Below are 21,199 nucleotides of genomic sequence, written 5' to 3'. Positions count from 1 at the left end.
GTGGCGCGGGTGGACGACAAGGACATGGGCACCGACCTCAAGTCGGTCCTCATCACCGAGGAAGAGATCAACGCGAAGCTGGCGGAGCTGGCGGCCACCATCGACGAGGAGTACGCGGGCAAGGATCTGCTGATCGTCGGCGTGCTCAAGGGCGCGGTCATGGTGATGGCGGATCTGGCACGTGCCCTGTCCACGCCCGTCACCATGGACTGGATGGCCGTGTCGTCCTACGGCGCGGGCACCCAGTCCTCCGGGGTGGTGCGTATCCTGAAGGACTTGGACACCGACATCAAGGGCAAACACGTCCTTATCGTCGAGGACATCATCGACTCCGGACTGACGCTGTCGTGGCTGCTGTCGAACCTGGGCTCGCGTGAGCCGGCCTCGCTGAACGTCTGCACCCTGCTGCGCAAGCCGGAGGCGGCCAAGGTCGCCATCAAGGTGAAGTGGGTCGGCTTCGACATCCCCAACGAGTTCGTCGTCGGCTACGGGCTGGACTACGCCGAGAAGTACCGGAACCTGCGGTTCGTCGGCACTCTGGCCCCCCACGTCTACGGCGGCTGACGGCGCCGCTGACCCCTGGGAACCTGGCGGGGTTTTCCGCCGTTGGAGCAGGGGAAGGCGGTTTTGTTAACAGTCCACGGCGGCGTCGGGTGACAATGCTGGGGTACCGTCCGAAGGTCAGTCTTTTTTTGAGACTGAGGATTACACAGCTCATACACCGCAAATACACCGCACGCACAGGCGGCCCCTCCAGGGCTGCCGTGCCTCACTGTGGCAGGAGGGACGGGGCGGCTTCGCCCCGTATGGATGGACGTGAAGCGCTACTTCCGTGGGCCGGTCATGTGGATCGTGCTGGCCGTCCTCGCCGTGGTCGTGTTGATGCAGGTCGTCGGCTCGTCCGGCGGCTACAAGTCGGTGGACACCAGTCAGGTCGTCAAGGCGATCAACCAGAACCAGGTCCAGTCCGCCGAACTGACGACCGGCGACGAGCACAAGGTAAAGATCAACCTCAAGGACAACGTCGCCAAGATCTCGGGCAGCGACAAGCTCCAGGCCACCTACATCGGTGACCAGGGCGTCGATCTCGCCAAGACTCTGCAGGCCAATGCCCAGAAGCCCAACGGGATCCCCGACGGGTACAACGTCTCGACGTCGAAGCAGAACCCCTTCGTCGGGATTCTGCTCTCGCTGCTCCCGTTCGTGCTGATCGTCGTGGTCTTCCTGTTCCTGATGAATCAGATGCAGGGCGGCGGCTCCCGGGTGATGAACTTCGGGAAGTCGAAGGCCAAGCTGATCACCAAGGACACGCCGAAGACGACGTTCACCGATGTGGCGGGCGCCGACGAGGCGGTCGAGGAGCTCCAGGAGATCAAGGAGTTCCTGCAGGAGCCGGCGAAGTTCCAGGCCGTGGGCGCCAAGATCCCCAAGGGTGTGCTGCTCTACGGCCCGCCCGGTACGGGTAAGACGCTGCTCGCGCGTGCCGTCGCGGGCGAGGCGGGTGTTCCCTTCTATTCGATCTCCGGCTCCGACTTCGTCGAGATGTTCGTGGGTGTGGGTGCCTCCCGTGTCCGCGACCTGTTCGAGCAGGCCAAGACCAACGCCCCGGCCATCGTCTTCGTCGACGAGATCGACGCCGTCGGCCGGCACCGCGGTGCGGGCATGGGCGGCGGCCATGACGAGCGCGAGCAGACGCTGAACCAGCTGCTCGTCGAGATGGACGGCTTCGATGTGAAGGGCGGGGTCATCCTGATCGCCGCCACCAACCGGCCCGACATCCTCGACCCGGCGCTGCTGCGCCCGGGCCGCTTCGACCGGCAGATCGCCGTCGACCGCCCGGACATGCAGGGCCGGCTGGAGATCCTCAAGGTCCACCAGAAGGGCAAGCCGGTCGCTCCGGACGTCGACCTGTCGGCCGTCGCCCGCCGCACCCCCGGCTTCACCGGTGCCGATCTGTCGAATGTGCTGAACGAGGCCGCCCTGCTGACGGCCCGCAGCGACAAGAAGCTGATCGACAACCACTTCCTGGACGAGGCGATCGACCGAGTCGTGGCCGGCCCGCAGAAGCGGACCCGGATCATGAGCGACAAGGAGAAGAAGATCACCGCGTACCACGAGGGCGGTCACGCCCTGGTCGCGGCGGCTTCTCCGAACAGCGACCCGGTGCACAAGGTCACGATCCTCTCCAGAGGCCGGGCCCTGGGCTACACCATGGTCCTGCCCGACGAGGACAAGTACTCGACCACGCGCAACGAGATGCTGGACCAGCTCGCCTACATGATGGGCGGCCGGGCGGCGGAGGAGCTCGTCTTCCACGACCCGACCACGGGCGCGTCCAACGACATCGAGAAGGCGACCACCACCGCCCGCGCGATGGTCACGCAGTACGGCATGACCGAGCGACTCGGCGCGATCAAGTTCGGCTCCGACAACTCCGAGCCGTTCCTCGGCCGTGAGATGGCTCACCAGCGCGACTACTCGGAAGAGGTCGCCGCGCTGGTGGACGAGGAGGTCAAGAAGCTCATCGAGGCCGCGCACAACGAGGCCTGGGAGATTCTTGTCGAGAACCGGGACGTCCTGGACAACCTGGTGCTGGCGCTGCTGGAGAAGGAGACGCTGAACAAGGAGGAGATCGCCGAGATCTTCACCCCGGTCATCAAGCGCCCGGCCCGCCCGGCGTGGACCGGCTCCTCGCGGCGTACGCCCTCGACCCGTCCGCCGGTGCTCTCCCCCAAGGAGCTGGCCCCGGCCAACGGTGCCCAGCCCACCTCGGCGGCTTCGCTGACCAAGAGCACCACTCCGGAGGACGCCGCCGAGCGTCCTGAGGGTTCGGGCTCCGGTTCGGAGAGCTGATCCCCACCACCGGGGGCGGTTTCCGTCCCCGGTGGCCCCGGAATGAATGCCGCGTCCACCAGGTTCTAGCCTGGTGAACGCGGCATTTACGCGTTCGTTGTGTGTATGTGAGGAACGAGGCAGCTCCATGACCGACCCGGTGACGCTGGACGGCGAGAGCCCCATTGGCGTGTTCGACGAGAAGCGCGCCGAGCACGCGATCCGCGAGCTGCTGATCGCCGTTGGCGAGGACCCGGACCGGGAGGGGCTGCGCGAGACGCCGGGCCGGGTGGCCCGTGCGTACAAGGAGATCTTCGCGGGGCTGCGCCAGGAGCCCGAGGACGTCCTGACCACCACCTTCGACCTGGGCCACGACGAGATGGTGCTGGTCAAGGACATCGAGGTGATGTCCTCCTGCGAGCACCACCTGGTGCCCTTCGTGGGCGTCGCCCATGTGGGCTATATCCCGTCCCACGACGGCAAGATCACCGGGCTGTCCAAGCTGGCCCGGCTGGTCGATGTCTTCGCCCGCCGCCCCCAGGTCCAGGAGCGGCTGACCACCCAGATCGCCGAATCCCTGATGCGGATACTGGAGCCGCGCGGGGTGATCGTGGTGGTCGAGTGCGAGCACATGTGCATGACCATGCGCGGGGTGCGCAAGCCCGGCGCCAAGACGCTCACCTCGGCCGTCCGCGGCCAGCTGCGCGATCCGGCCACCCGGGCCGAGGCCATGAGCCTCATCATGGCCCGCTGAGCGGCTCCGGGCGCCTCGGGCCGGGCAATGACCTCGGCCCTGCTTGACGGGCCTGTACGGGTCGGCTCGTGGCCGTTGGGCGTCTGTGCTGTGCCTCAGGCGCGGGCCGTGGCGCTCGGGCCGTTGCCGTCGTTGTCGTCGTCCTCCGGGAGCTTGAGGACCCGCTCCAGGAAGAACGCGGCCGCCACCACCCCCGCGGCCGCCAGCACCGAGGCCCCGGCGTAGATGGCCTGATCCCGTCGGGCGGGCACATCGAGCTGCTCCATGGCCAGGAAGACGCCCGCCCCGCCGTACATCCCCGCGACCAGCGCCGCCACCAGCGCGCTGGCCTGCCCGAAGACCACCGCACGGGCGGCCACCATCGGGTCCACGCCCTTGGCGCCTGGCTGCCGTTCCCGCTGGGCGCGCAGCCGGGACCGCAGCGACAGCGCGGTGGCGGCCAGCACGACCGCGATCAGGGCCAGCACGATCGGCGCGGCCACCGGGACGCTCGGCAGTGACCCGAACGTGTCCCACAGCCGGGCGCCCGCCCACGACACCACACCGGCCACGGCGAACAGCCCGACCAGCACCCCGATCCGAAGTTGCTTCACCGAGCGGTCGCCCCTCAATTCAGTACGTGCCAACGTGTCCGGAACCTATCCGGATCAACGTCTACTCGGGCAGTCGCAGTTCCAGATCGGTGCGGACTCGGACACCTTCGTGGCCCATCGCGGCCAGCAGCCCCGCGACCGCCCCGCGCCCGGGGACCTCGGCCTGCGGATCCACGTCGTTCCACGGCACCAGCACGAAGGCGCGCTCATGGGCGCGCGGATGCGGCAGGGTCAGCCGGGGGTCGTCGGACACCACGTCCTGATACGCCACGATGTCCACGTCGATGGTGCGCGGGCCCCAGCGCTCGTCCCGCACCCGCTCGAACGCCTCCTCGATCGCGTGGCCGCGCTCCAGCAGCGAGGACGGCGGCAGCGTCGTCTTGATCAGCACCACGGCGTTGAAGTACGTGGCCTGGGTGCCGGGCTCCACGCCCCACGGGTCCGTCTCGTACACCGGCGACACGGCCTTGACCCGCAGGCCCGGGGTGTCCTCCAGCGCGTCGATGGCGCCCTGGAGGGTCTCCAGGCGGTTGCCCAGATTGCTGCCGAGCGAGATCACCGCTCGTTTGGGGTTGCTCAACGTCACATCGGCGGCGTCCACCTGCTCCACCACGGAGATGGGAACGGGCTGCACGGTCGGGTCGCTGCTGCTCATACTCGGCTCCGGGTGATGGTGATGGTCACGTCGTCGAAGGGCACGGTGATCGGGGCCTGGGGCTTGTGCACCACGACCTCGACCTCCCGCACCACGTCGTACTTGAGGCACCGGTCGGCGATCCGTTCGGCCAGCGTCTCGATCAGATCGACCGGCTCACCCCGCACCACGGCCACGACCTCTTCCGCCACCACGCCGTAGTGGACGGTCTTGCCGAGGTCGTCGTCGGCCGCGGCGGGCCGAGTGTCCAGGCCGAGCACGAGGTCCACGACGAAGTCCTGGCCCTCCTCGCGCTCATGGGGTAGCACGCCGTGGTGCCCGCGAGCCTTCAGGCCGCGCAGCGCGACACGATCCACCTGAATCACTCCTGCTGGTCGTCGGTACGCGGGCACGCCCTCCTGGCCGGAGCGCACCACCCGTCCCCCTGCCGTCTGCGGGGGTACCTGCCTCGCAATCTACCTGCGGGCCCCGGCGGCATTCGCCCATGGGGTGGGCGGTGCCCGCTGCCGACGCTCCGCGCCACAGCCTTCTACCCCCACCTCGCGGGGCTCGAACGGGGTCGGGTCAGCCCGGCAACAACCCGTCACCGGCGGGGCCTTCGGGACCGCCCGGCTCCTCGTCGTCACTCTCCGCGAGCACCGGGGAGCCGTGGTGCGACCAGACCTTCCAGCCGTCCTCCGTGCGGCGGAACACATTCGTGGCCACGACCAGCTGGCCCACCAGCGGGCCGAGCTGGCCCTCCTCCTCCGCGGGGGCGCCGCTGAGGATGTTCTCGGTGCAGGTCACCAGGGCGGTGTCGGCCATCACCGACACCTCGACATCCGTCAGGAAGAACTGGATGTAGTCCGTGTTGGCCATGATCAGCGCATAGGAGCGGAGCACCTCGCCCCGGCCGCGCAGCACCGGCCAGCCCGGGTGGACACAGGACACCTCGGTGTCGGGGGAGTCCAGCCACAGCCGCTGCAGCGTGGTGTGATCGCCCTGCTCCATGGCGTCGTACAGCGCGGTGTTCACCTGCGCCACACGTTCGTTGTCCGTAAGGGAAGTCACAGCGCTCCCGCCGCGGTTTCGGCCGCTTCGATGGCCCGCGCCACGCGCACCGCGTCCGCGCTGGCCCGTACCTCGTGTACCCGGACGGCCCAGGCGCCTTCGCGTGCCGCGAGCGCGGTGACCGCCGCCGTGGCGGCGTCCCGCTCCCTGGCCGGCGGCGGGCTGCCCCCGTCGCCGGCCAGGACGCGCCCCAGGAACCGCTTGCGGGAGGCCGCCACCAGCAGCGGGCGGCCCAGCTCCCGCAGCGCGGACAGATGGGCGACCAGGGTGAGGTCGTGCCCGGCGTCCTTGGCGAAGCCCAGGCCCGGGTCGATCACGATCCGCTCCGGGTCGATACCGCCCGCGACGGCCTGCTCCAGGCCGGCGCGCAGCTCGGCGACGACCTCGCCGACCACGTCCGCGTACACCGCCCGGTTGTTCATGTCGATCGACTGGCCGCGCCAGTGCATCACCACGAACGGCACCCCCGCCGCGGCCACCGTGGGCACCATCGCGGGGTCGGCGCCGCCGCCGCTGACGTCGTTGACCAGCCGGGCCCCGGCCGCCACGGCCCGCTCGGCCACCGTGGCCCGCATGGTGTCCACGCTGATCACGGCACCGGTCGCGGCCAGCTCCCGGACGACGGGGATCACCCGGCGCAGCTCCTCGGCCTCGTCGACGCGCGCCGCGCCGGGCCGGGTCGACTCACCGCCGACGTCCACCAGGTCGGCCCCGGCGGCGACCAGATCGAGACCGTGCTTGACGGCCAGTTCGGTGTCGAACCACCGGCCGCCGTCGGAGAAGGAGTCCGGCGTGACGTTCACCACGCCCATCACCGCGCACCGGTCCCACTCCGGCAGCCCGGCCACCCGGCCCCGCCCATGCAACGTGCTCATGTGCCCAGCCTAGGCGTAGGGGGTGCCTTCTGGATCAGGCCGCCTGCTGCAGCCCCCGCCCGTCGGCCAGCTGCCGATGGGCGCAGGGCCGGGGCTCGGGGCGCGGTCCGCGGCGCAGCAGCCGGGGCAGGGCGAGCGAGACGAAGCCCTCGGCCTGCATGGCGGCCAGGCCGATCCGGGGCAGGTCGCGGGTGTTGCGGAAGACGACGAAGCGCGGCTCCCAGCGCGGCTGGAACTTGGCGTTGAACTTGTACAGCGACTCGATCTGGAACCAGCGGGAGAGGAAGACCAGCAGCGCCCGCCAGCCGCGCAGCACCGGGCCCGCGCCCAGCTTCTCGCCGCGCGCCAGCGCCGAGCGGAACATCGCGAAGTTCAGCGACACCCGCTCCACGCCCAGCTCGGGGGCGGCCTGCAGGGCGGCCACGATCAGCAGCTCGTTCATGCCCGGGTCGGCGCTCCGGTCGCGCCGCATCAGCTCCAGGGACATTCCGTCCGGGCCCCACGGCACGAAGTGCAGTACGGCCTTGAGGTCCCCGTACGGGCCCTCCTCACCGCCCTCGCCCGCGGCCTTGTGGGCGGTGGCGATGACCGCGTCCCCGTCCGCCGGGTCGCCGATCCGGCCCAGCGCCATCGAGAAGCCGCGCTCGGTGTCGGTGCCCCGCCAGTCGGCGGCGGCGCGCCGGATGGCCTCCAGCTCCTCGGGGCTTAGGTCGGCGGCGCGCCGCACCCGGGTCTGGTAGCCGGCCCGCTCGATCCGCTTGACCATCTGGCGTACGTTGCGCATGGCGCGCCCGGACAGGGTGAAGTCCGCCACATCGACGATGGCCTCGTCGCCGAGTTCGAGCGCGTCCAGGCCGGTCTCCCGGGTCCACACCTCGCCGCCGGTCTCGCTGCAGCCCATCACCGCCGGGGTCCAGGAGTGGGCCCGGGCCTCCTCCATGAAGCAGGCGATCGCGCCGGGCCACGCCTCCACGTCGCCGACCGGGTCGCCGCTGGCGAGCATCACCCCGGAGACCACGCGGTAGCAGACCGCGGCCTTGCCGCTGGGGGAGAAGACCACGGCCTTGTCGCGGCGGAGCGCGAAGTGGCCGAGCGAGTCGCGGCGCCCGTGGGCGTCGAGCAGCTCCCGCAGCCGCTCCTCGTCCCCGGGGGTGAGGCGGGCGGCGGGGTGTTCGGGGCGGAAGGCGAGATAGGCGGTGGTGGCGACGGTCAGCAGGCCGAGCGCGCCGAGCGAGTAGCCGACGGTGTAGTCCGCGCCGTGGCGGTAGGCCACCGGCCCCTCGAAGCCGAACAGGCCCCACAGGACGTGCTCGAGCTGCTCGCTGAGCGACGGGCTTCCCTCGATGGCGTCCGGATGCGAACGGACGATGAGCAGTCCCACGGTGACGCTGACCGCGCCCATGACCACGAAGTTGGCCAGTGCCATCCAGCGGCTGCGCGGATCGGGCAGCGCCGCGAACTCGGCGCGGTAGCGGATCAGCACCCCCATCAGGACGAGGGAGAGAACCATGCCGATGACCGAGTGCCGGTAGAGGAGCTGGGCGGCCGCGCCGACGGGCAGCAGCGCCACGGCCGCGACCCAGGCCCGCCGCTTACGCCGTTTGAGGCCGTGGGCCAGCATCAGCAGCAGCAGACCGACCACAATCGAGGCGGCGGCGGCCAGGGAGCTCACGGCGCCCGGCAGCAGCTCGGCCAGCGCGTGCACCCTGCTGTGGCGCAGCCGGGGGAAGACGATGTCCATCAGCCCGATGAGCGTGCAGGCGGTGCCGACGACCGTGGGCATCGCCTCCGGCCTGGGGCCGCGCAGCAGGCGCCGTATCCGGTTGGGAACCTCTCCGGACGTTTCGGCATCTTGACTGTCAGGCATCTGCATTCCCGTCGCTTCGGTCAAGAGGATCTTTGGTTCTGTTGCGTGGCATCCGCACGATTTGCGCCCTGGAAGACGCCGTTTGAGGCAGCGGGGTTCCAACCGCGGCACGGGGGAGCCGGCCGCCCGGCAGAAAGATAGTGATGGGTCTCACGAGCAACAACCTCGTGATCGCGGCGGTCGTAGCGGCGTTGCTGCTGTTCGCGGCCACGATATGGCTGTGGCCCCGGTTGTCCGGGCGCGGAGTGGCTCCCGTGCTCGGCCGGGTCGGCATGCTACTGGGGACGCAGCTCACCGTGTTCGCGGCGTTCGGATTGTTCGCCAATCAGTCGTTCGGCTTCTACGGTTCCTGGTCCGACCTCTTCGGTACGCAGGACGAGCCGGGTGTCGTGGTGGACCACGACACCCCGGGTACCCGGGTGCGGGTCACCGAGACCCGCCATCTGGCCGTGGACGGCGGCTCGTCGCCCAAGGTCGCCGGGCGTGTCGAGAAGGTGAACATCCAGGGACCGGTCTCCGGGATCGCGAGCCCCGCGTACATCTATCTGCCCCCGGAGTACTTCCGGCCCGAGTACGCCCGGCGGACCTTCCCCGCCGCGCTGGTGCTGACCGGATACCCGGGCACCACCGAAGCCCTCATCAATGGCCTGAAATACCCCCAGAACTCGCATAAGCTGGTCAAAGCGGGGAGGATGCAGCCCCTCGTCCTGGTGATGATGCAGCCGACGGTCGCGCCGCCGCGCGACACCGAGTGCGTGGACGTGCCGGATGGGCCGCGGACCGAGACGTTCTTCACCAAGGACCTGCCGAAGGCCGTGGCCGACCACTATCGCGTGGGTCAGCGGGCCCGTAACTGGGGCGTCATCGGAAGTTCCACCGGCGGCTACTGCGCCCTGAAGATGGCGATGCGCCACCCCGACGCGTTCTCCGCGGCGGCCGGGCTCTCCCCGTCGTACAAGGCCCCGATCGACGCGACCACGGGCGATCTCTTCGGCGGCAGCAAGCGGCTGGAGCGGGAGAACGACCTGATGTGGCGGCTGTCCCACAAGCCGGCGCCGCCGGTGTCGCTGCTGGTCTCCAGCAGTGAGCACGGTGAGCAGAACTACCGGGACACCGTGCGCTTCGTGAACAAGGTGAAGCGGCTGAACCGGCGCGGGGAGCCGACCCGCATCTCGTCGATCATCCTGGGCACCGGCGGCCACAACTTCAACACCTGGAAGCGGGAGGTCCCCGCAGCGCTGGAATGGCTCGGCGGCCGCCTCAGCGACCGCTGAGCCCCCGGGGCTCCCCTGAACCCCCGAAAGCCTCTGGAAGGCGTCGGGGGAGTCCGGGGGAGGTCCGGAGGGCCCGGGGGCGTCCTAGACGTCGGCGACGGTCTGCAACTCGACGTCCCCGCGGGCAATGCCGCCCGCGTCGGCGTCGATCGAGCGGCGGAGGGCCTCATGGAGCCGGGCCGGGGTGAGGACGCCGAGGAAGCGGTCCTCGTCCAGCACCGCGATCCAGCCCGCGTCATGCTGCAGCATCGTGCTGAACGCCTGCTTGAGCGGCGCCCCGACCGGCAGCCACGCCTCCATCCGGCGCGCCTGGTCCCGTACGGTCCCCTTCGGGCCGTCGACCGCGTCCGCCGGGATCCAGCCGTGCAGCCGCTCGGCGTCGTCCAGGACGACGGCCCAGCGCGCCCCTTCCGAGGCCAGCCGGGCGGCCGCCTTGGGGAGCGGGTCGTCCAGGTGGACGACGGGCGGCTGTTCCAGGTCACCCGGCTCGATGGGGGTGACCGACAGCCGCTTCAGCCCGCGGTCCGCGCCGACGAAGTCGGCCACATACGGGGTGGCGGGCGCGCCCAGCACCGTGGCCGGGGTGTCGAACTGCTCGATCCGCCCCGAGCCGTAGACCGCGATGCGGTCTCCGAGCCGGACCGCCTCCTCTATGTCATGGGTGACGAAGAGCACGGTCTTGCGCACCTGTGATTGAAGTCGCAGGAATTCGTTCTGCAGATGCTCGCGTACGACCGGGTCGACCGCGCCGAACGGCTCGTCCATCAGCAGCACCGGCGGATCCGCGGCCAGTGCGCGGGCCACGCCGACGCGTTGCCGCTGGCCGCCGGAGAGCTGGTCGGGGTAGCGGTCGCCGTAGACGGACGGGTCGAGGCCGACCAGGTCGAGCAGCTCGGCGGCGCGCTCCCGCCCCTTCTTCCGCTGCCAGCCCAGGAGATGCGGCACGGTGGAGGTGTTCTCGAGCACGGTCTTGTGCGGGAACAGCCCGACCTGCTGGATGACATAGCCGATACGGCGGCGCAGGGCGACCGGATCGGCCTCGGCGATGTCCTCGCCGTCCACCACAATCCGCCCCGACGTCGGCTCGATGAGCCGGTTCACCATCTTCATCGTCGTCGTCTTGCCGCAGCCCGAGGGGCCGACCAGGGTGACCAGTTCACCCTCCGCCACCTCGAAGGAGAGGTCGTCCACGGCCGTCGTGCCATCGGGGTAGCGCTTGGTGACATGCTCGAAACGGATCATGGCTCCTCATTGTTGCCGCATTCGTGGCAGACATTGTTGCTGTTGTGTGGCGATCGGACGAGATTGTCATCTCTCGGGGTTAGGGTCACCAGGAATTGTGAAGAGCAACGGGCCGTGACCCGACGGGGGAGGTGAGCGTATGGCCGACGGAAACTGTCTGATCAGTAACGAGTGGATATGCGGTGAGTATGTACGCACACGTGGTCAGGAGCTGACGGACGCGACGCTCGAGCATGTATGGATCACGCTCGCCTCGGTCGCGATCGGTCTGTTGGTCGCCTTTCCGCTGGCGCTGCTGGCCCGCCGCTGGCGGGTGGTCTCGGGGCCGGTGCTGGGGCTGACCACGATCCTCTACACGGTGCCGTCGCTGGCGATGTTCTCGCTGCTGCTGCCCGTGTTCGGGGTCTCGGCCGCGGTGGTGATCACCGGTCTGGTGCTCTATTCGCTCACGATCCTGGTGCGCAACATCATGGCCGGTCTCGCCTCGGTGCCCGAAGAGGCGCGGGAGGCGGCCCGGGGCATGGGGTACGGCCCGCTGCGGCTGCTGTTCGGCGTGGAGCTGCCGCTCGCGCTGCCCGCGCTGATGGCCGGGCTGCGGATCACCACCGTCTCCACGGTCTCGCTCACCACGGTGGGCGCGATCATCGGATACGGCGGCCTCGGCAACCTCATCTACGAAGGCATGCGCAGCTTCTTCAAGGCCGAGGTGCTCACCGCCTCGGTGCTGTGCGTGGCGCTGGCGGTCGTGGCGGATCTGCTGCTGCTCGCCCTCCAGCGGCTGCTCACGCCGTGGGCGCGCAAGAGTCGGAAGGGCACCACCTGATGGACGTCGTCGCCAAGGCGTGGACCTGGCTGGCCACCGGGTCGCACTGGGCGGGCCCCGACGGGGTGTGGCACCGGCTGGGCCAGCATCTGTTCCTGACCTTCGCCTGCCTGGCGATCGCCTGCGCGGTGGCGCTGCCGATCGCCGTGGCCCTCGGCCATATCGGCAAGGGCGGCGCGCTCGCGGTCAACATCTCCAACGCGGGGCGCGCCGTGCCCACCTTCGCGGTGCTGGTGCTGTTGCTGCTCAGCCCGCTGGGGACGCACGGCCAGTGGCCCACGATCATCGCGCTGGTGCTGTTCGCCATCCCGCCGCTGCTCACCAACGCCTATGTCGGGGTGCACGAGGTGGACCGGGAAGTCGTGGAGGCGGCCCGCGGGATGGGAATGACGGGCGGCCAGCTCATCCGCAGGGTCGAGCTGCCGCTGGCGTTCCCGCTCATCATGACGGGCGTACGGACGGCCGCGGTGCAGGTCGTGGCCACCGCGACGCTGGCCGCGCTGCCCGGCGGCGGCGGTCTCGGCCGGATCATCACGGCGGGCTTCCGGCTCACCGACACCCCGCAGGTGGTGGCCGGGGCGGTGCTGGTCGCGGGCCTCGCGCTGGTGGTCGAGGGCGTCTTCGTGGTGCTGGGGCTGGTGCTCGACCCGATGCGGCTCAGGACGGGGCGGCGGCCGGCCGCGGCCCGCCGCCAGCCCGCCGACCAGGCCCCGGCCTCGCCGGTGCTGAAGACGTAGAACCCGCGGGCCGAGCCCTCCCGCGACCGGACGCACGCGTGTGTGCGGACAACCCAGGGCGGACAACCCAGGGCGGACAGCCCGGGTGACGCGGATGGCGCGGCTGACGCAGAGAGCGCGGACAACCCACAGAGCGCCGACGACGCAGAAAAACGCGGAGAACGCGGAGAACGCAGAAAACGCGGCCGACGCGGAAGACGCGACGACGCGGACAACTACGGATGGGGAACCATGAGCAAGATCTATCGGGCGGCGGCGGCCGTGGCGGGGGTCGCCGCGCTGACAGCCGGACTGACCGCGTGTGGCGGGGACAGCCTGGAGAAGTCGAGCGGCGGTGACAGCTCCGGGAAACCGGGCAAGGGATCACTGGTGATCGGATCCGCCTCCTTCTCCGAGTCGAAGATCCTCGCGGAGCTGTACGCGGGGGTTCTGAAGGACGCCGGCTATTCCACTTCGATCAAGACCGTGGACGCCCGCGAGCTGTATGAACCGGCCCTGGAGAAGGGCCAGATGGATGTTGTGCCGGAGTACGCGGCGACGCTGGCCGAATTCCTCAACCAGAAGAAGAACGGGTCGAATGCCGCCCCGGTGGCCTCCTCGGACATCGACGAGACGGTCACGGCGCTGAAGAAGCTCGCCGAACCGCGCGGGCTGAAGGTGCTGGACCCCGGCAAGGCCGTGGACCAGAACGCCTTCGCGGTCAGCCGTTCCTTCGCGAAGAAACATGATCTCAAGACGCTCTCCGACCTCGGGAAGTCGAAGCAGAAGGTCACCCTGGCGGCGGGCGACGAATGCCCCAAGCGGCCCTTCTGCCAGCCGGGTCTGGAGAAGAAGTACGGCATCGACATCGCCGGGATCGACCCGCTGGACATCGGCAGCGTCCAGGCCAAGCAGGCCGTCAAGGACGGTAAGGACCAGATGGTCCTGACCACGACCACGGACAGCACGCTGGATCAGTTCGGGCTCGTCCTGCTCGACGACGACAAAAATCTGCAGAATGCCGACAACGTACTTCCCGTGGTGAATGCGAAGTCCGCCGGCTCGCAGAAGATCGCGGACTCGCTGAACAAGCTCACCAAGGTGCTGACAACCGCCGATCTGCGGGAACTCAACAAGAAAGTTGACGCCGAGCGGCTCAAGCCGACAGATGTCGCCGCCGACTACCTGCGGGACAAGGGGCTGGTGAAGTAGGATCAAAACCCCGCTCGGGAGGGCTTGGCAAGGGATCACGGCCGCGCGACCGCCGCTATTTGCCAACGGATTGACAACAGATCTGGCCCGGCGGGCACCCAAGCGACCCCTTTGCACGGTAAGTTTCGGGCCATGCCACGTGGACGCCACCGCCAATCCCCACCCCTGCACAGGCTTCTTCCCTCCGCTTCGGTCGCAGTCGCGTCAATAACCTGCGCCGCCGGAGCCTGGCTGGTCGGCGATACGGTCGTGATCCGCGGGCTTGCCGCGACCGCGGCCGCCGCCGCGGTCGTCGGCGCCTTCCTGATGCGCCGTTGGGACCGCTCGGCCGGCCGCCGGGTCGCGGAGGCCGCGAGCGAGGCCGCGCGCCAGGAGATGAAGTACGAGGAGCGGATCGCGGAGCTCGAGGCGGACGCCGAGAAGGCGAGCGAGCTCCGCACCGCGCTCAACACCCGGCTGCGCGCCAAGCGCGCCGAGCTCGCCCGGCTGCGCAACGAGCACGCCGAGCTGCTGCGCCGCTACGCCACGGCCGAGACCGAGCGGGCCACCGCCCTGGAGGGCCGCCGCCGGCTCGCGCTGGAGGCCGCGTCCCCGGCGAAGGCGCTGGAGGCGGCGACCCGGCCCGCCGAATCCGCCGGGTCGAGCGTCGAGTCGAACGAGCCGGACGGCGCCGCCTCCGGGCGCGCCATGCCGTCGGCCACCGCCTACGCCAAGGCCGACGAGGCGCTCAGCCGGCTCAGGGAGAGCGCGCGACGGCAGAAGGAGCGCCGGGAGCAGGCCGCCGCCGCGGGCGCCCGGGCCGACGCCACGGCCCCCGCGATGGACGCCAAGAAGGACGCCGAGAAGGACGCGGAGCGCGACGGGCGCGAGGGCCGTCGCGAGAGCCGCGACAAGGGCGGTGCCGCCACGCTGGGGAAGTCCCCGGCGGCCGGCGGGCAGGACGACGACGGTCCCCAGGACCCGCCCGTCCACGCCCGTACGGCCGCCTCGGCGGTGGTGCCGTATGCCGCGGCACGCCGGGCCGCCTCCCGTTCGGAGAGCGGCTTCGACTACTTCGGCACCCAGAAGAAGCACCCGAAGAAGCAGCAGCGGGAGCCCGAACCCGCCGAGGAGGACCTCGCCGATGTGATCGGCGACGAGACCCTCGCGGAGACCAGGAAGGGCGCGGTGGGCGAGGTCATCGACCTGACCGCGCACGACGAGACGGAACAGATCGACCTCGGGGAGCTGCGCAGCGCGATCTCGTAACGGGATCGCGCCCGCGCGGCGGGTCCGGGATCGCGCCCGCGCGGCGTCTTGGCGTCGCCGCCTGCTCGTCGATGCCGCCTACTTGTCGATGTCGCCGACGACGAAGAAGAGCGACCCCAGGATCGCCACCATGTCGGCGACGAGAGTGCCCGGCAGCAGTTCGGTGAGCGCCTGGATGTTGTTGAACGAGGCCGAGCGGAGCTTCAGCCGGTACGGCGTCTTCTCGCCCTTGGAGACGAGGTAGTAGCCGTTGAGGCCGAGCGGGTTCTCGGTCCAGGCGTAGGTGTGGCCCTCGGGCGCCTTGAGCACCTTCGGCAGCCGCTGGTTGATCGGCCCCGCCGGCAGCTCGTCGAGCCGGTCCAGGCAGGCGTCCGCCAGCGCCAGGGAGTTGTGCGCCTGCTCCAGCAGGCATTCGAAGCGGGCGAGGCAGTCGCCCTCCTGGCGGACGACGACCTTGAGGACGTCCTGGAGCTCCGGGTAGGCCAGATACGGCTCGTCGCGCCGCAGATCGAAGTCGACCCCCGAGGCCCGGGCGATGGGGCCGCTGACCCCGTACCCGTGCACCGTCTCGCGGGCCAGGACACCGACATCGCGGGTGCGGCCCCGGAAGATCTCGTTGCCGAGCACCAGGTCGTCGTACACGTTCATCCGCGAGCGCACCTCGGCCACGGCCTGCCGGGCCCGGCCCAGCCAGCCCGCCGGGAGGTCCTCCTTGAGGCCGCCCACCCGGTTGAACATGTAGTGCATCCGGCCACCGGAGATCTCCTCCATGACGTGCTGGAGGTCCTCGCGCTCCCGGAACGCGTAGAAGATCGGCGTGATGCCGCCCAGCTCCAGGGGGTAGGAGCCGAGGAACATCAGGTGGTTCAGGATCCGGTTGAGCTCGGCGAGCAGCGTACGGGTCCACACCGCCCGCTCCGGGACCTCCATGCCCAGCATCCGCTCGACGGCGAGCACGACGCCGAGTTCGTTGGAGAAGGCGGAGAGCCAGTCGTGGCGGTTGGCCAGCATGATGATCTGGCGGTAGTCGCGCGCCTCGAAGAGCTTCTCCGCGCCCCGGTGCATATAGCCGATGACCGGTTCGGCGCTCTGGATCCGCTCTCCGTCGAGGACCAGCCGCAGCCGTAGCACTCCGTGAGTGGAGGGGTGCTGTGGGCCGATGTTGAGCACCATGTCGGTGCTCTCCGCGGCGCCGCCGATGCCGACTGTCGTCTCCGTCATGCCCCCAGTCTCTCAGCTCCCCCGAAGGCCCCCGCGAGGGCTCGTAACAGCGCCCGGGGCCTACGGCCGGAGCGGGTTGTGCGGCAGCTCCACCGGGTGGTGGAGCCAGGTGAAGGCGCCGAGACCGGCGGGGTCGGTCAGCTCCGCGGCCTCGCCCGCCGCGCCGAGGGCGCGGACGTAGGCGGTGGGGTCGGTGGAGGCCAGGGCGAGCGGGGGGCGGCGGGCGTCGAGGCCGAGCGCGCGCAGCGCCGCGCGCTGGGTCATCAGCCCGGCGCCGGGCCCGGCCGCGGCGGCGCACGCGTCCATCGCGACATGCGCCGTCAGATCGCAGGAGCCGTCCGGTACGGGCCGGACCTCGCGCCCCTCGCGGAAGCCGGTCAGCGTGCCGAAGAGGGGCCGGGCGGCGCGTTCGTGGCCGTAGTCGACGGCGACCGCGAGGCCCGCCCGCAGGGAGCGCACGGCCCCCTCCCAGGCCGCCTCGCGCGGATGACCGATCTCGGCGCGCAGCCCCGGTTCGGCGTCCGCCAGGGGCCACCAGCGGGCCAGCCACGCGGCGTCCTCGCCGTTCACCGGGTCGCCCAGCCGCTCGGTGCCGTCCCCGGCCGCGAGATCCACTTCGACCCGGCGCGGCACGCCGTCCGCGTCGGTCTCGGCGACGTCCACGGGCACGTTGTCGAGCCACTCATTGGCGAACAGCAGCCCCGTGCACCCCTCGGGCGGGGTGTCGAGCCAGGCGATCCGCTCGTCCAGGCCCGCCGGCCGCTCCGCCCGCTCCACCGCGTAGGGTCGCAGCCGCCGGTCCAGATCGTGCGGCAGGCCGGGGGCCAGGGCGAGCACCCGCGTGAGCAGCTCGCCGCGGCCGGCGCCCAGGTCCACCAGCGCCAGCTCGGCGGGGTGCCCCAGCGCCTCGTCCACCCGGCCCAGCAGCTCCGCGACCGCCCGGGCGAAGAGCGGTGAGGCATGCACCGACGTGCGGAAATGCCCGGCCGGGCCCTCCGGGCGGCGGAAGAATCCGCCCCTTCCGTACAGCGCCTGTTCGGCCGCCGTACGCCATCCGCTCCACTCATGCTTCTCGGTCGCCACACCGCCACGCTATGTGGAATCGTCTCCACCTTGGGGAGTAGGGCCGGGCGATACGGATCGCCCCTCGGGTTGACCCGAGAGGGTTCGGCGGTGCCTACGCTGGGTGACGTGCAGCGCCTCTACGAATTTCTCCGCAGGCATCCGACAGGGGTGGACACCTTCTGGGCCGTCCTCCTCGTCGGCTTCGGCTTCCTGTGGGTCGTGGAGGCGGAGATGAGCCGGGGTTCCCGCTTCGCGGCCGTGCCGATCGTCCTGGCGCTGGGGACGACGGTCGCGCTGCGCCGCCGCGCCCCCGAGAAGATGCTGGTGCTGGCCATCCTGTGCGGTGTCGCCCAGCTGGCCACCAGCGTCAAGCCCAATCTCGCCGACTTCGCCATGCTGGTGATCGTCTACACGGTGGCGGTCGCCTCCTCGCGCCGGGCCTCCCGCTTCGCGCTGGGCGTGGCGATCAGCGCGGCCCCGCTCGCCACCCTCCGCTGGCCGCATTCCCAGCAGGGCTGGTGGGAGGACGTCGTCTCGGCGGTCTTCGTCTCCATCCCGTTCGTACTGGCCTGGGTGCTCGGCGACTCGATCCGTACCCGCCGCGCCTACTACGCCCAGTTGGAGGAGCGGGCCGCCCGGCTGGAGAAGGAGCGCGAGGCGCAGTCGAAGGTCGCGGTGGCCGCCGAGCGCGCCCGGATCGCGCGGGAGCTGCACGATGTGGTGGCACACAACGTGTCGGTGATGGTGGTGCAGGCGGACGGCGCCGCGTACGTCATGGACGCCTCGCCCGAACAGGCCCGGCAGGCGCTGGAGACGATCTCCGGCACCGGCCGCCAGGCGCTCGCCGAGATGCGGCGGCTGCTGGGCGTGCTGCGCACCGGGGAGCCGGGCGAGGAGAACGACTACGTCCCCCAGCCGGATGTCGAGCAGATCGACGAGCTCGTGGAGCAGGTGCGCGGCGCCGGGCTCCCGGTGGACTTCAAGGTGGTGGGCAGCCCGCGCCAGCTCCCCAGCGGGGTCGAGCTGACCGCGTACCGCATCGTGCAGGAGGCGCTCACCAACACCCGTAAGCACGGCGGCCCGGACGTGGGCGCGAGCGTCCGCCTCACCTACTTCGACGACGGGCTCGGGCTGCTGGTCGAGGACGACGGGCGGGGCGCGCAGCGCGAGATGTACCAGGACGGCGGCGCCGACGGCAGCGGCCACGGGCTGATCGGGATGCGCGAGCGCGTCGGCATGGTGGGCGGCACGCTCGACGCGGGGCCGCGGCCGGGCGGCGGCTTCCGGATCAGCGCACTGCTGCCGCTGAAGCCGGCCCGTTGAGCGGTGGGCGCATCATGAGCCGTATGCGCACTCGTAACGTCGCGCCATGGCCGCTGTAAGCCGGCTGTCGGCCGGCGGAGCTGTCAGCCAGAGGAAGGGACCCGTCCGGAATGTCGATTCGCGTCATGCTCGTCGATGACCAAGTGCTGCTGCGTACCGGCTTCCGGATGGTGCTCGCGGCCCAGCCCGATATGGAGATCGTCGCCGAGGCGGGCGATGGGGTGGAGGCGCTGCAGGCGGTGCGCTCCACGGAGGTGGACGTCGTCCTCATGGACGTCCGGATGCCGAAGCTGGACGGAGTGGAGGCGACCCGGCTGATATGCGAGCGGGAAGGGGCGCCGAAGGTCATCATCCTGACCACGTTCGATCTGGACGAGTACGCCTTCTCCGCGCTCAAGGCCGGGGCGGGCGGCTTCATGCTCAAGGATGTGCCGCCCGCGGAACTGCTCGCGGCGATCCGCGCGGTGCACAGCGGTGACGCGGTGGTCGCGCCCAGCACGACGCGCCGGCTGCTGGACCGGTTCGCGCCGATGCTGCCGGGCGGTGGGGGAAGCGGCGGACGGGTCCGTCCGGAGCTGGAGCGGCTCACCGACCGGGAGCGCGAGGTGGTGCTGCTGGTCGCGCAGGGGCTGTCGAACGGCGAGATCGCGGCGCGGCTGGTGCTGTCCGAGGCGACCGTGAAGACCCATGTGGGGCGCATCCTCACCAAGTTGGAGCTGCGGGACCGGGTGCAGGTGGTGGTGATGGCCTACGAGACCGGGCTGGTGCGGGCCGGAGGCTCGGCGGGCCCGGCCCGCTGAGGCGCGGCGGCGTTCTTACGGCGGTGCTCTTACGGCGGCGTTCTTACGGTGGAAGTGGCGCCCTTACGGTGGGGACGGCCGTCCTACCGTTCGTTCTCGCCACACTCCCGCCGGTCGCGCAGGACCAGGTCGAGCAGTCCGGGGAAGCGCTGGTCGAACTCCGGGCGGCGCAGCCGGTTGACCCGCTTGGGACCCATGTCGCGCTGTTCGATCAGCCCCGCCGCGCGCAGCACCGAGAAGTGGTGGCTGAGCGCCGCCTTGCCCACGGGCACGTCGAAGGTGCCGCAGGCGTGCTCCCAGTCGGCCGTGGTGGCCAGTTCGCGGACGAGCTGAAGCCGCACGGGGTCGGCGAGCGCCGCGAGGGCGGTCTGCACCGGGACGTCGTCGGGGTGGGTGTGCTCGGGTGCGGCCCGGTGGCTTCGGTTGCTCATCGCTGCTCTGCTCCTCTGCCGCTTATGGCCCGGTCTGTGTTCACTCCGGGGTGAACATTTTAGGCGGAGCCCCTGGGGCCGCACGCTACAGACGGGGCCTTACCGCAGCACGCTCTCCAGGAAGTCGCTGCCCAGGCGGGCCACCGACGGCAGGTCGAGCTGGTGCAGCACGTAGCGGCCGCGGCGGCGGGTGGTGAGGAGACCGGCCTTCTTCAGCACGGCGATATGGCGGGAGACCTCCGGGGGCGTGATGCCGTACGACTCGGAGAGTTCACCGGTGGTGTGCGGGCCGCGGGCCAGGGTGCGGCACAGCCGCATCCGCATCGGGTGGGCCAGGGCCTCGAGGCGGCGCTGGACGAGCTCCAGGGCGGCGGGCGGGGGGAGTTCGGGGGCGGCGACCGGGTACTGGATCACCGGGCGCCAGCCGGGGGCGTACAGGACGATGAGATGCGGCCAGCCGAAGGCGGTCGGGATGAAGGTGATGCCCTCTCCGTACGCCGTCGTCCGGCCGCCCGCCAGCTTGTCGACCAGGATGCTGTCCCCGTCCTCCGACAGCGACAGCGCGGCGGAGGCCGCCGTCAGGGCCTCCCCGAGCCCCTTGCGCTGCAGCAGTTCCGCCTTATGGCGGGCGTCGGCGGCAAGCTGGATCCGCGTCCGCCGCCAGGTGTCGGCGAAGAACGCCTCGTCGCAGTCCTCCAGCAGCCGCCGCAACCAGACCCGCAGCCCGTCCGGGTCCTCCAGCATGCGGTGGGTGAAGGCCGCCTGGCGTGGCCCCCGGGCGGCCGCCATCTCGCGGACCCGGGTTCGTTCGTCCGCGTCGACCAGCGGCGAGGGGGTGTGCCGGGCGTACGCGGGGGAGCAGGCGATCTCGAAGGCCGCTGCCACGAACGTCTCGTCGTCGATCCGGTCCAGCGCGTCCAGCTCCTCCGCGAGCGTCGCCCCGGGGACGGCCGGGAGCAGCAGATCGGAGCGGGAGGTGCGCCACAAGAGGTCCGCCTCGCAGAGCCGGTCGGCGAGGTCCGGCTTGAGCGCGGAGGACGTGGCGGTGGCCCAGCCGTGCAGCCCGGGGTGGTGGCCGGGCTCGGACAGCACATGGAGCGCGGCGCCCAGCTCGGCGAGCGGGGACGGGCTGAAGACGATGCGCTCGGGCGGCAGCCCGGCGATGTCGATGACATTGGCCATGAGCCCATGGTGCGGGAGCCCGCCCCCGGCGCCGCC

21 protein-coding genes are annotated in these 21,199 nt (G+C 70.8%); 10 read left to right on the top strand and 11 right to left on the bottom strand.

What is annotated here, in order from left to right; genetic code table 11:
• Positions 1–24 precede the first annotated feature (24 nt).
• The 3 genes from hpt (at position 25) to folE (ending at position 3,586) form a co-directional block, all read left to right on the top strand.
• Positions 25–564 carry a hypoxanthine phosphoribosyltransferase gene (hpt, locus tag CGL27_RS22805; RefSeq protein WP_043241584.1) on the top strand — a complete coding sequence of 180 codons (540 nt, stop codon included), beginning with the start codon at positions 25–27 and terminating at the stop codon, positions 562–564.
• Between the two features lie 246 nt (positions 565–810).
• The gene (gene ftsH / locus CGL27_RS22800) at positions 811–2,853 is read left to right on the top strand and encodes an ATP-dependent zinc metalloprotease FtsH (protein WP_078642182.1); all 2,043 of its coding nucleotides are present in this window, start codon (positions 811–813) and stop codon (positions 2,851–2,853) included.
• Between the two features lie 127 nt (positions 2,854–2,980).
• On the top strand, positions 2,981–3,586 hold the full coding sequence (gene folE / locus CGL27_RS22795; RefSeq protein WP_078642181.1) for a GTP cyclohydrolase I FolE: 606 nt from the start codon (positions 2,981–2,983) through the stop codon (positions 3,584–3,586).
• 95 nt (positions 3,587–3,681) lie between these two features.
• Here the strand turns inward: folE and CGL27_RS22790 are convergent, their stop codons facing one another.
• From CGL27_RS22790 to CGL27_RS22765, 6 genes are all read right to left on the bottom strand, one after another.
• Positions 3,682–4,179: a DUF3180 domain-containing protein gene (locus CGL27_RS22790; protein WP_119989663.1), complete on the bottom strand. Its 498-nt coding sequence runs from the start codon at positions 4,177–4,179 to the stop codon at positions 3,682–3,684.
• A gap of 61 nt (positions 4,180–4,240) precedes the next feature.
• Entirely contained in the window at positions 4,241–4,834 is a 594-nt protein-coding gene (gene folK, locus CGL27_RS22785) for a 2-amino-4-hydroxy-6-hydroxymethyldihydropteridine diphosphokinase (RefSeq protein WP_078642179.1), read from the bottom strand.
• Entirely contained in the window at positions 4,831–5,190 is a 360-nt protein-coding gene (folB, locus tag CGL27_RS22780; protein ID WP_078647503.1) for a dihydroneopterin aldolase, read from the bottom strand. Before folB ends, folK begins: the two co-directional genes overlap by 4 nt.
• A 208-nt stretch (positions 5,191–5,398) precedes the next feature.
• The gene (locus CGL27_RS22775; RefSeq protein ID WP_119989660.1) at positions 5,399–5,884 is read right to left on the bottom strand and encodes a nuclear transport factor 2 family protein; all 486 of its coding nucleotides are present in this window, start codon (positions 5,882–5,884) and stop codon (positions 5,399–5,401) included.
• Positions 5,881–6,759, bottom strand: a complete 879-nt coding sequence (gene folP, locus CGL27_RS22770; RefSeq protein ID WP_162953045.1) for a dihydropteroate synthase — start codon at positions 6,757–6,759, stop codon at positions 5,881–5,883. The genes CGL27_RS22775 and folP overlap by 4 nt, the downstream gene beginning before the upstream one ends.
• A gap of 34 nt (positions 6,760–6,793) precedes the next feature.
• The gene (locus tag CGL27_RS22765; RefSeq protein WP_119994505.1) at positions 6,794–8,626 is read right to left on the bottom strand and encodes a phosphatidylglycerol lysyltransferase domain-containing protein; all 1,833 of its coding nucleotides are present in this window, start codon (positions 8,624–8,626) and stop codon (positions 6,794–6,796) included.
• Positions 8,627–8,769: 143 nt separating this feature from the next.
• Between CGL27_RS22765 and CGL27_RS22760 the strand changes: the two genes are divergently transcribed.
• Positions 8,770–9,900: an alpha/beta hydrolase-fold protein gene (locus CGL27_RS22760; RefSeq protein WP_119989657.1), complete on the top strand. Its 1,131-nt coding sequence runs from the start codon at positions 8,770–8,772 to the stop codon at positions 9,898–9,900.
• Between the two features lie 84 nt (positions 9,901–9,984).
• On the opposite strand, the gene CGL27_RS22755 is transcribed toward CGL27_RS22760, so the two are convergent.
• A complete protein-coding gene (locus CGL27_RS22755; RefSeq protein WP_078642176.1) occupies positions 9,985–11,142 on the bottom strand; it encodes a betaine/proline/choline family ABC transporter ATP-binding protein in 1,158 nt (385 codons plus the stop codon).
• A 139-nt stretch (positions 11,143–11,281) separates the two neighbouring features.
• Here CGL27_RS22755 and CGL27_RS22750 point away from each other — a divergent pair, with 139 nt between their 5' ends.
• From CGL27_RS22750 to CGL27_RS22735, 4 genes are all read left to right on the top strand, one after another.
• A complete protein-coding gene (locus CGL27_RS22750; RefSeq protein ID WP_078642175.1) occupies positions 11,282–11,965 on the top strand; it encodes an ABC transporter permease in 684 nt (227 codons plus the stop codon).
• Positions 11,965–12,702 carry an ABC transporter permease gene (locus CGL27_RS22745; protein WP_119989655.1) on the top strand — a complete coding sequence of 246 codons (738 nt, stop codon included), beginning with the start codon at positions 11,965–11,967 and terminating at the stop codon, positions 12,700–12,702. Before CGL27_RS22750 ends, CGL27_RS22745 begins: the two co-directional genes overlap by 1 nt.
• 231 nt (positions 12,703–12,933) lie before the next feature.
• Complete coding sequence (locus CGL27_RS22740) at positions 12,934–13,893, top strand: ABC transporter substrate-binding protein (RefSeq protein WP_078642173.1); 960 nt, start codon at positions 12,934–12,936, stop codon at positions 13,891–13,893.
• A gap of 249 nt (positions 13,894–14,142) precedes the next feature.
• Positions 14,143–15,141, top strand: coding sequence for a hypothetical protein (locus tag CGL27_RS22735; protein WP_119989653.1), 999 nt, complete (start codon positions 14,143–14,145; stop codon positions 15,139–15,141).
• Positions 15,142–15,219: 78 nt separating this feature from the next.
• On the opposite strand, the gene CGL27_RS22730 is transcribed toward CGL27_RS22735, so the two are convergent.
• The gene (locus CGL27_RS22730) at positions 15,220–16,362 is read right to left on the bottom strand and encodes an NADH-quinone oxidoreductase subunit D (protein WP_078642171.1); all 1,143 of its coding nucleotides are present in this window, start codon (positions 16,360–16,362) and stop codon (positions 15,220–15,222) included.
• Between the two features lie 60 nt (positions 16,363–16,422).
• Positions 16,423–17,445: an SAM-dependent methyltransferase gene (locus CGL27_RS22725; protein WP_119989651.1), complete on the bottom strand. Its 1,023-nt coding sequence runs from the start codon at positions 17,443–17,445 to the stop codon at positions 16,423–16,425.
• A gap of 108 nt (positions 17,446–17,553) precedes the next feature.
• On the opposite strand from CGL27_RS22725, the gene CGL27_RS22720 reads away from it, so the two are divergent.
• Together CGL27_RS22720 and CGL27_RS22715 are read left to right on the top strand one after the other, a co-directional pair.
• The gene (locus CGL27_RS22720; RefSeq protein ID WP_078642169.1) at positions 17,554–18,750 is read left to right on the top strand and encodes a sensor histidine kinase; all 1,197 of its coding nucleotides are present in this window, start codon (positions 17,554–17,556) and stop codon (positions 18,748–18,750) included.
• Positions 18,751–18,860: 110 nt separating this feature from the next.
• On the top strand, positions 18,861–19,550 hold the full coding sequence (locus tag CGL27_RS22715; protein ID WP_078642168.1) for a response regulator transcription factor: 690 nt from the start codon (positions 18,861–18,863) through the stop codon (positions 19,548–19,550).
• An 83-nt stretch (positions 19,551–19,633) separates the two neighbouring features.
• Here the strand turns inward: CGL27_RS22715 and CGL27_RS22710 are convergent, their stop codons facing one another.
• Together CGL27_RS22710 and CGL27_RS22705 are read right to left on the bottom strand one after the other, a co-directional pair.
• Positions 19,634–19,981 (bottom strand): helix-turn-helix domain-containing protein, encoded by a 348-nt coding sequence (locus CGL27_RS22710; protein ID WP_078642167.1) that lies wholly within the window; start codon positions 19,979–19,981, stop codon positions 19,634–19,636.
• A gap of 99 nt (positions 19,982–20,080) precedes the next feature.
• The gene (locus CGL27_RS22705) at positions 20,081–21,163 is read right to left on the bottom strand and encodes a DUF5937 family protein (protein WP_119989649.1); all 1,083 of its coding nucleotides are present in this window, start codon (positions 21,161–21,163) and stop codon (positions 20,081–20,083) included.
• Positions 21,164–21,199: the final 36 nt, after the last annotated feature.

Source organism: Streptomyces sp. 11-1-2 (assembly GCF_003595545.1).
Classification (GTDB): Bacteria; Actinomycetota; Actinomycetes; order Streptomycetales; family Streptomycetaceae; genus Streptomyces; species Streptomyces hygroscopicus_B.
Note: the sequence above shows the minus strand (reverse complement) of the source record. Positions and strands in the feature narration are given on the sequence as shown.

Excerpts from the sequence above, each read along its gene's own strand:
- hpt (WP_043241584.1), top strand. The coding sequence starts at position 25 with ATGGGCACCGACCTCAAGTCGGTCCTCATCACCGAGGAAGAGATCAAC.
- ftsH (WP_078642182.1), top strand. The coding sequence starts at position 811 with ATGGACGTGAAGCGCTACTTCCGTGGGCCGGTCATGTGGATCGTGCTG.
- folE (WP_078642181.1), top strand. The coding sequence starts at position 2,981 with ATGACCGACCCGGTGACGCTGGACGGCGAGAGCCCCATTGGCGTGTTC.
- folK (WP_078642179.1), bottom strand. The coding sequence starts at position 4,834 with ATGAGCAGCAGCGACCCGACCGTGCAGCCCGTTCCCATCTCCGTGGTG.
- folP (WP_162953045.1), bottom strand. The coding sequence starts at position 6,759 with ATGAGCACGTTGCATGGGCGGGGCCGGGTGGCCGGGCTGCCGGAGTGG.
- CGL27_RS22765 (WP_119994505.1), bottom strand. The coding sequence starts at position 8,626 with ATGCCTGACAGTCAAGATGCCGAAACGTCCGGAGAGGTTCCCAACCGG.
- CGL27_RS22760 (WP_119989657.1), top strand. The coding sequence starts at position 8,770 with ATGGGTCTCACGAGCAACAACCTCGTGATCGCGGCGGTCGTAGCGGCG.
- CGL27_RS22755 (WP_078642176.1), bottom strand. The coding sequence starts at position 11,142 with ATGATCCGTTTCGAGCATGTCACCAAGCGCTACCCCGATGGCACGACG.
- CGL27_RS22750 (WP_078642175.1), top strand. The coding sequence starts at position 11,282 with ATGGCCGACGGAAACTGTCTGATCAGTAACGAGTGGATATGCGGTGAG.
- CGL27_RS22745 (WP_119989655.1), top strand. The coding sequence starts at position 11,965 with ATGGACGTCGTCGCCAAGGCGTGGACCTGGCTGGCCACCGGGTCGCAC.
- CGL27_RS22740 (WP_078642173.1), top strand. The coding sequence starts at position 12,934 with ATGAGCAAGATCTATCGGGCGGCGGCGGCCGTGGCGGGGGTCGCCGCG.
- CGL27_RS22730 (WP_078642171.1), bottom strand. The coding sequence starts at position 16,362 with ATGACGGAGACGACAGTCGGCATCGGCGGCGCCGCGGAGAGCACCGAC.
- CGL27_RS22715 (WP_078642168.1), top strand. The coding sequence starts at position 18,861 with ATGTCGATTCGCGTCATGCTCGTCGATGACCAAGTGCTGCTGCGTACC.
- CGL27_RS22710 (WP_078642167.1), bottom strand. The coding sequence starts at position 19,981 with ATGAGCAACCGAAGCCACCGGGCCGCACCCGAGCACACCCACCCCGAC.
- CGL27_RS22705 (WP_119989649.1), bottom strand. The coding sequence starts at position 21,163 with ATGGCCAATGTCATCGACATCGCCGGGCTGCCGCCCGAGCGCATCGTC.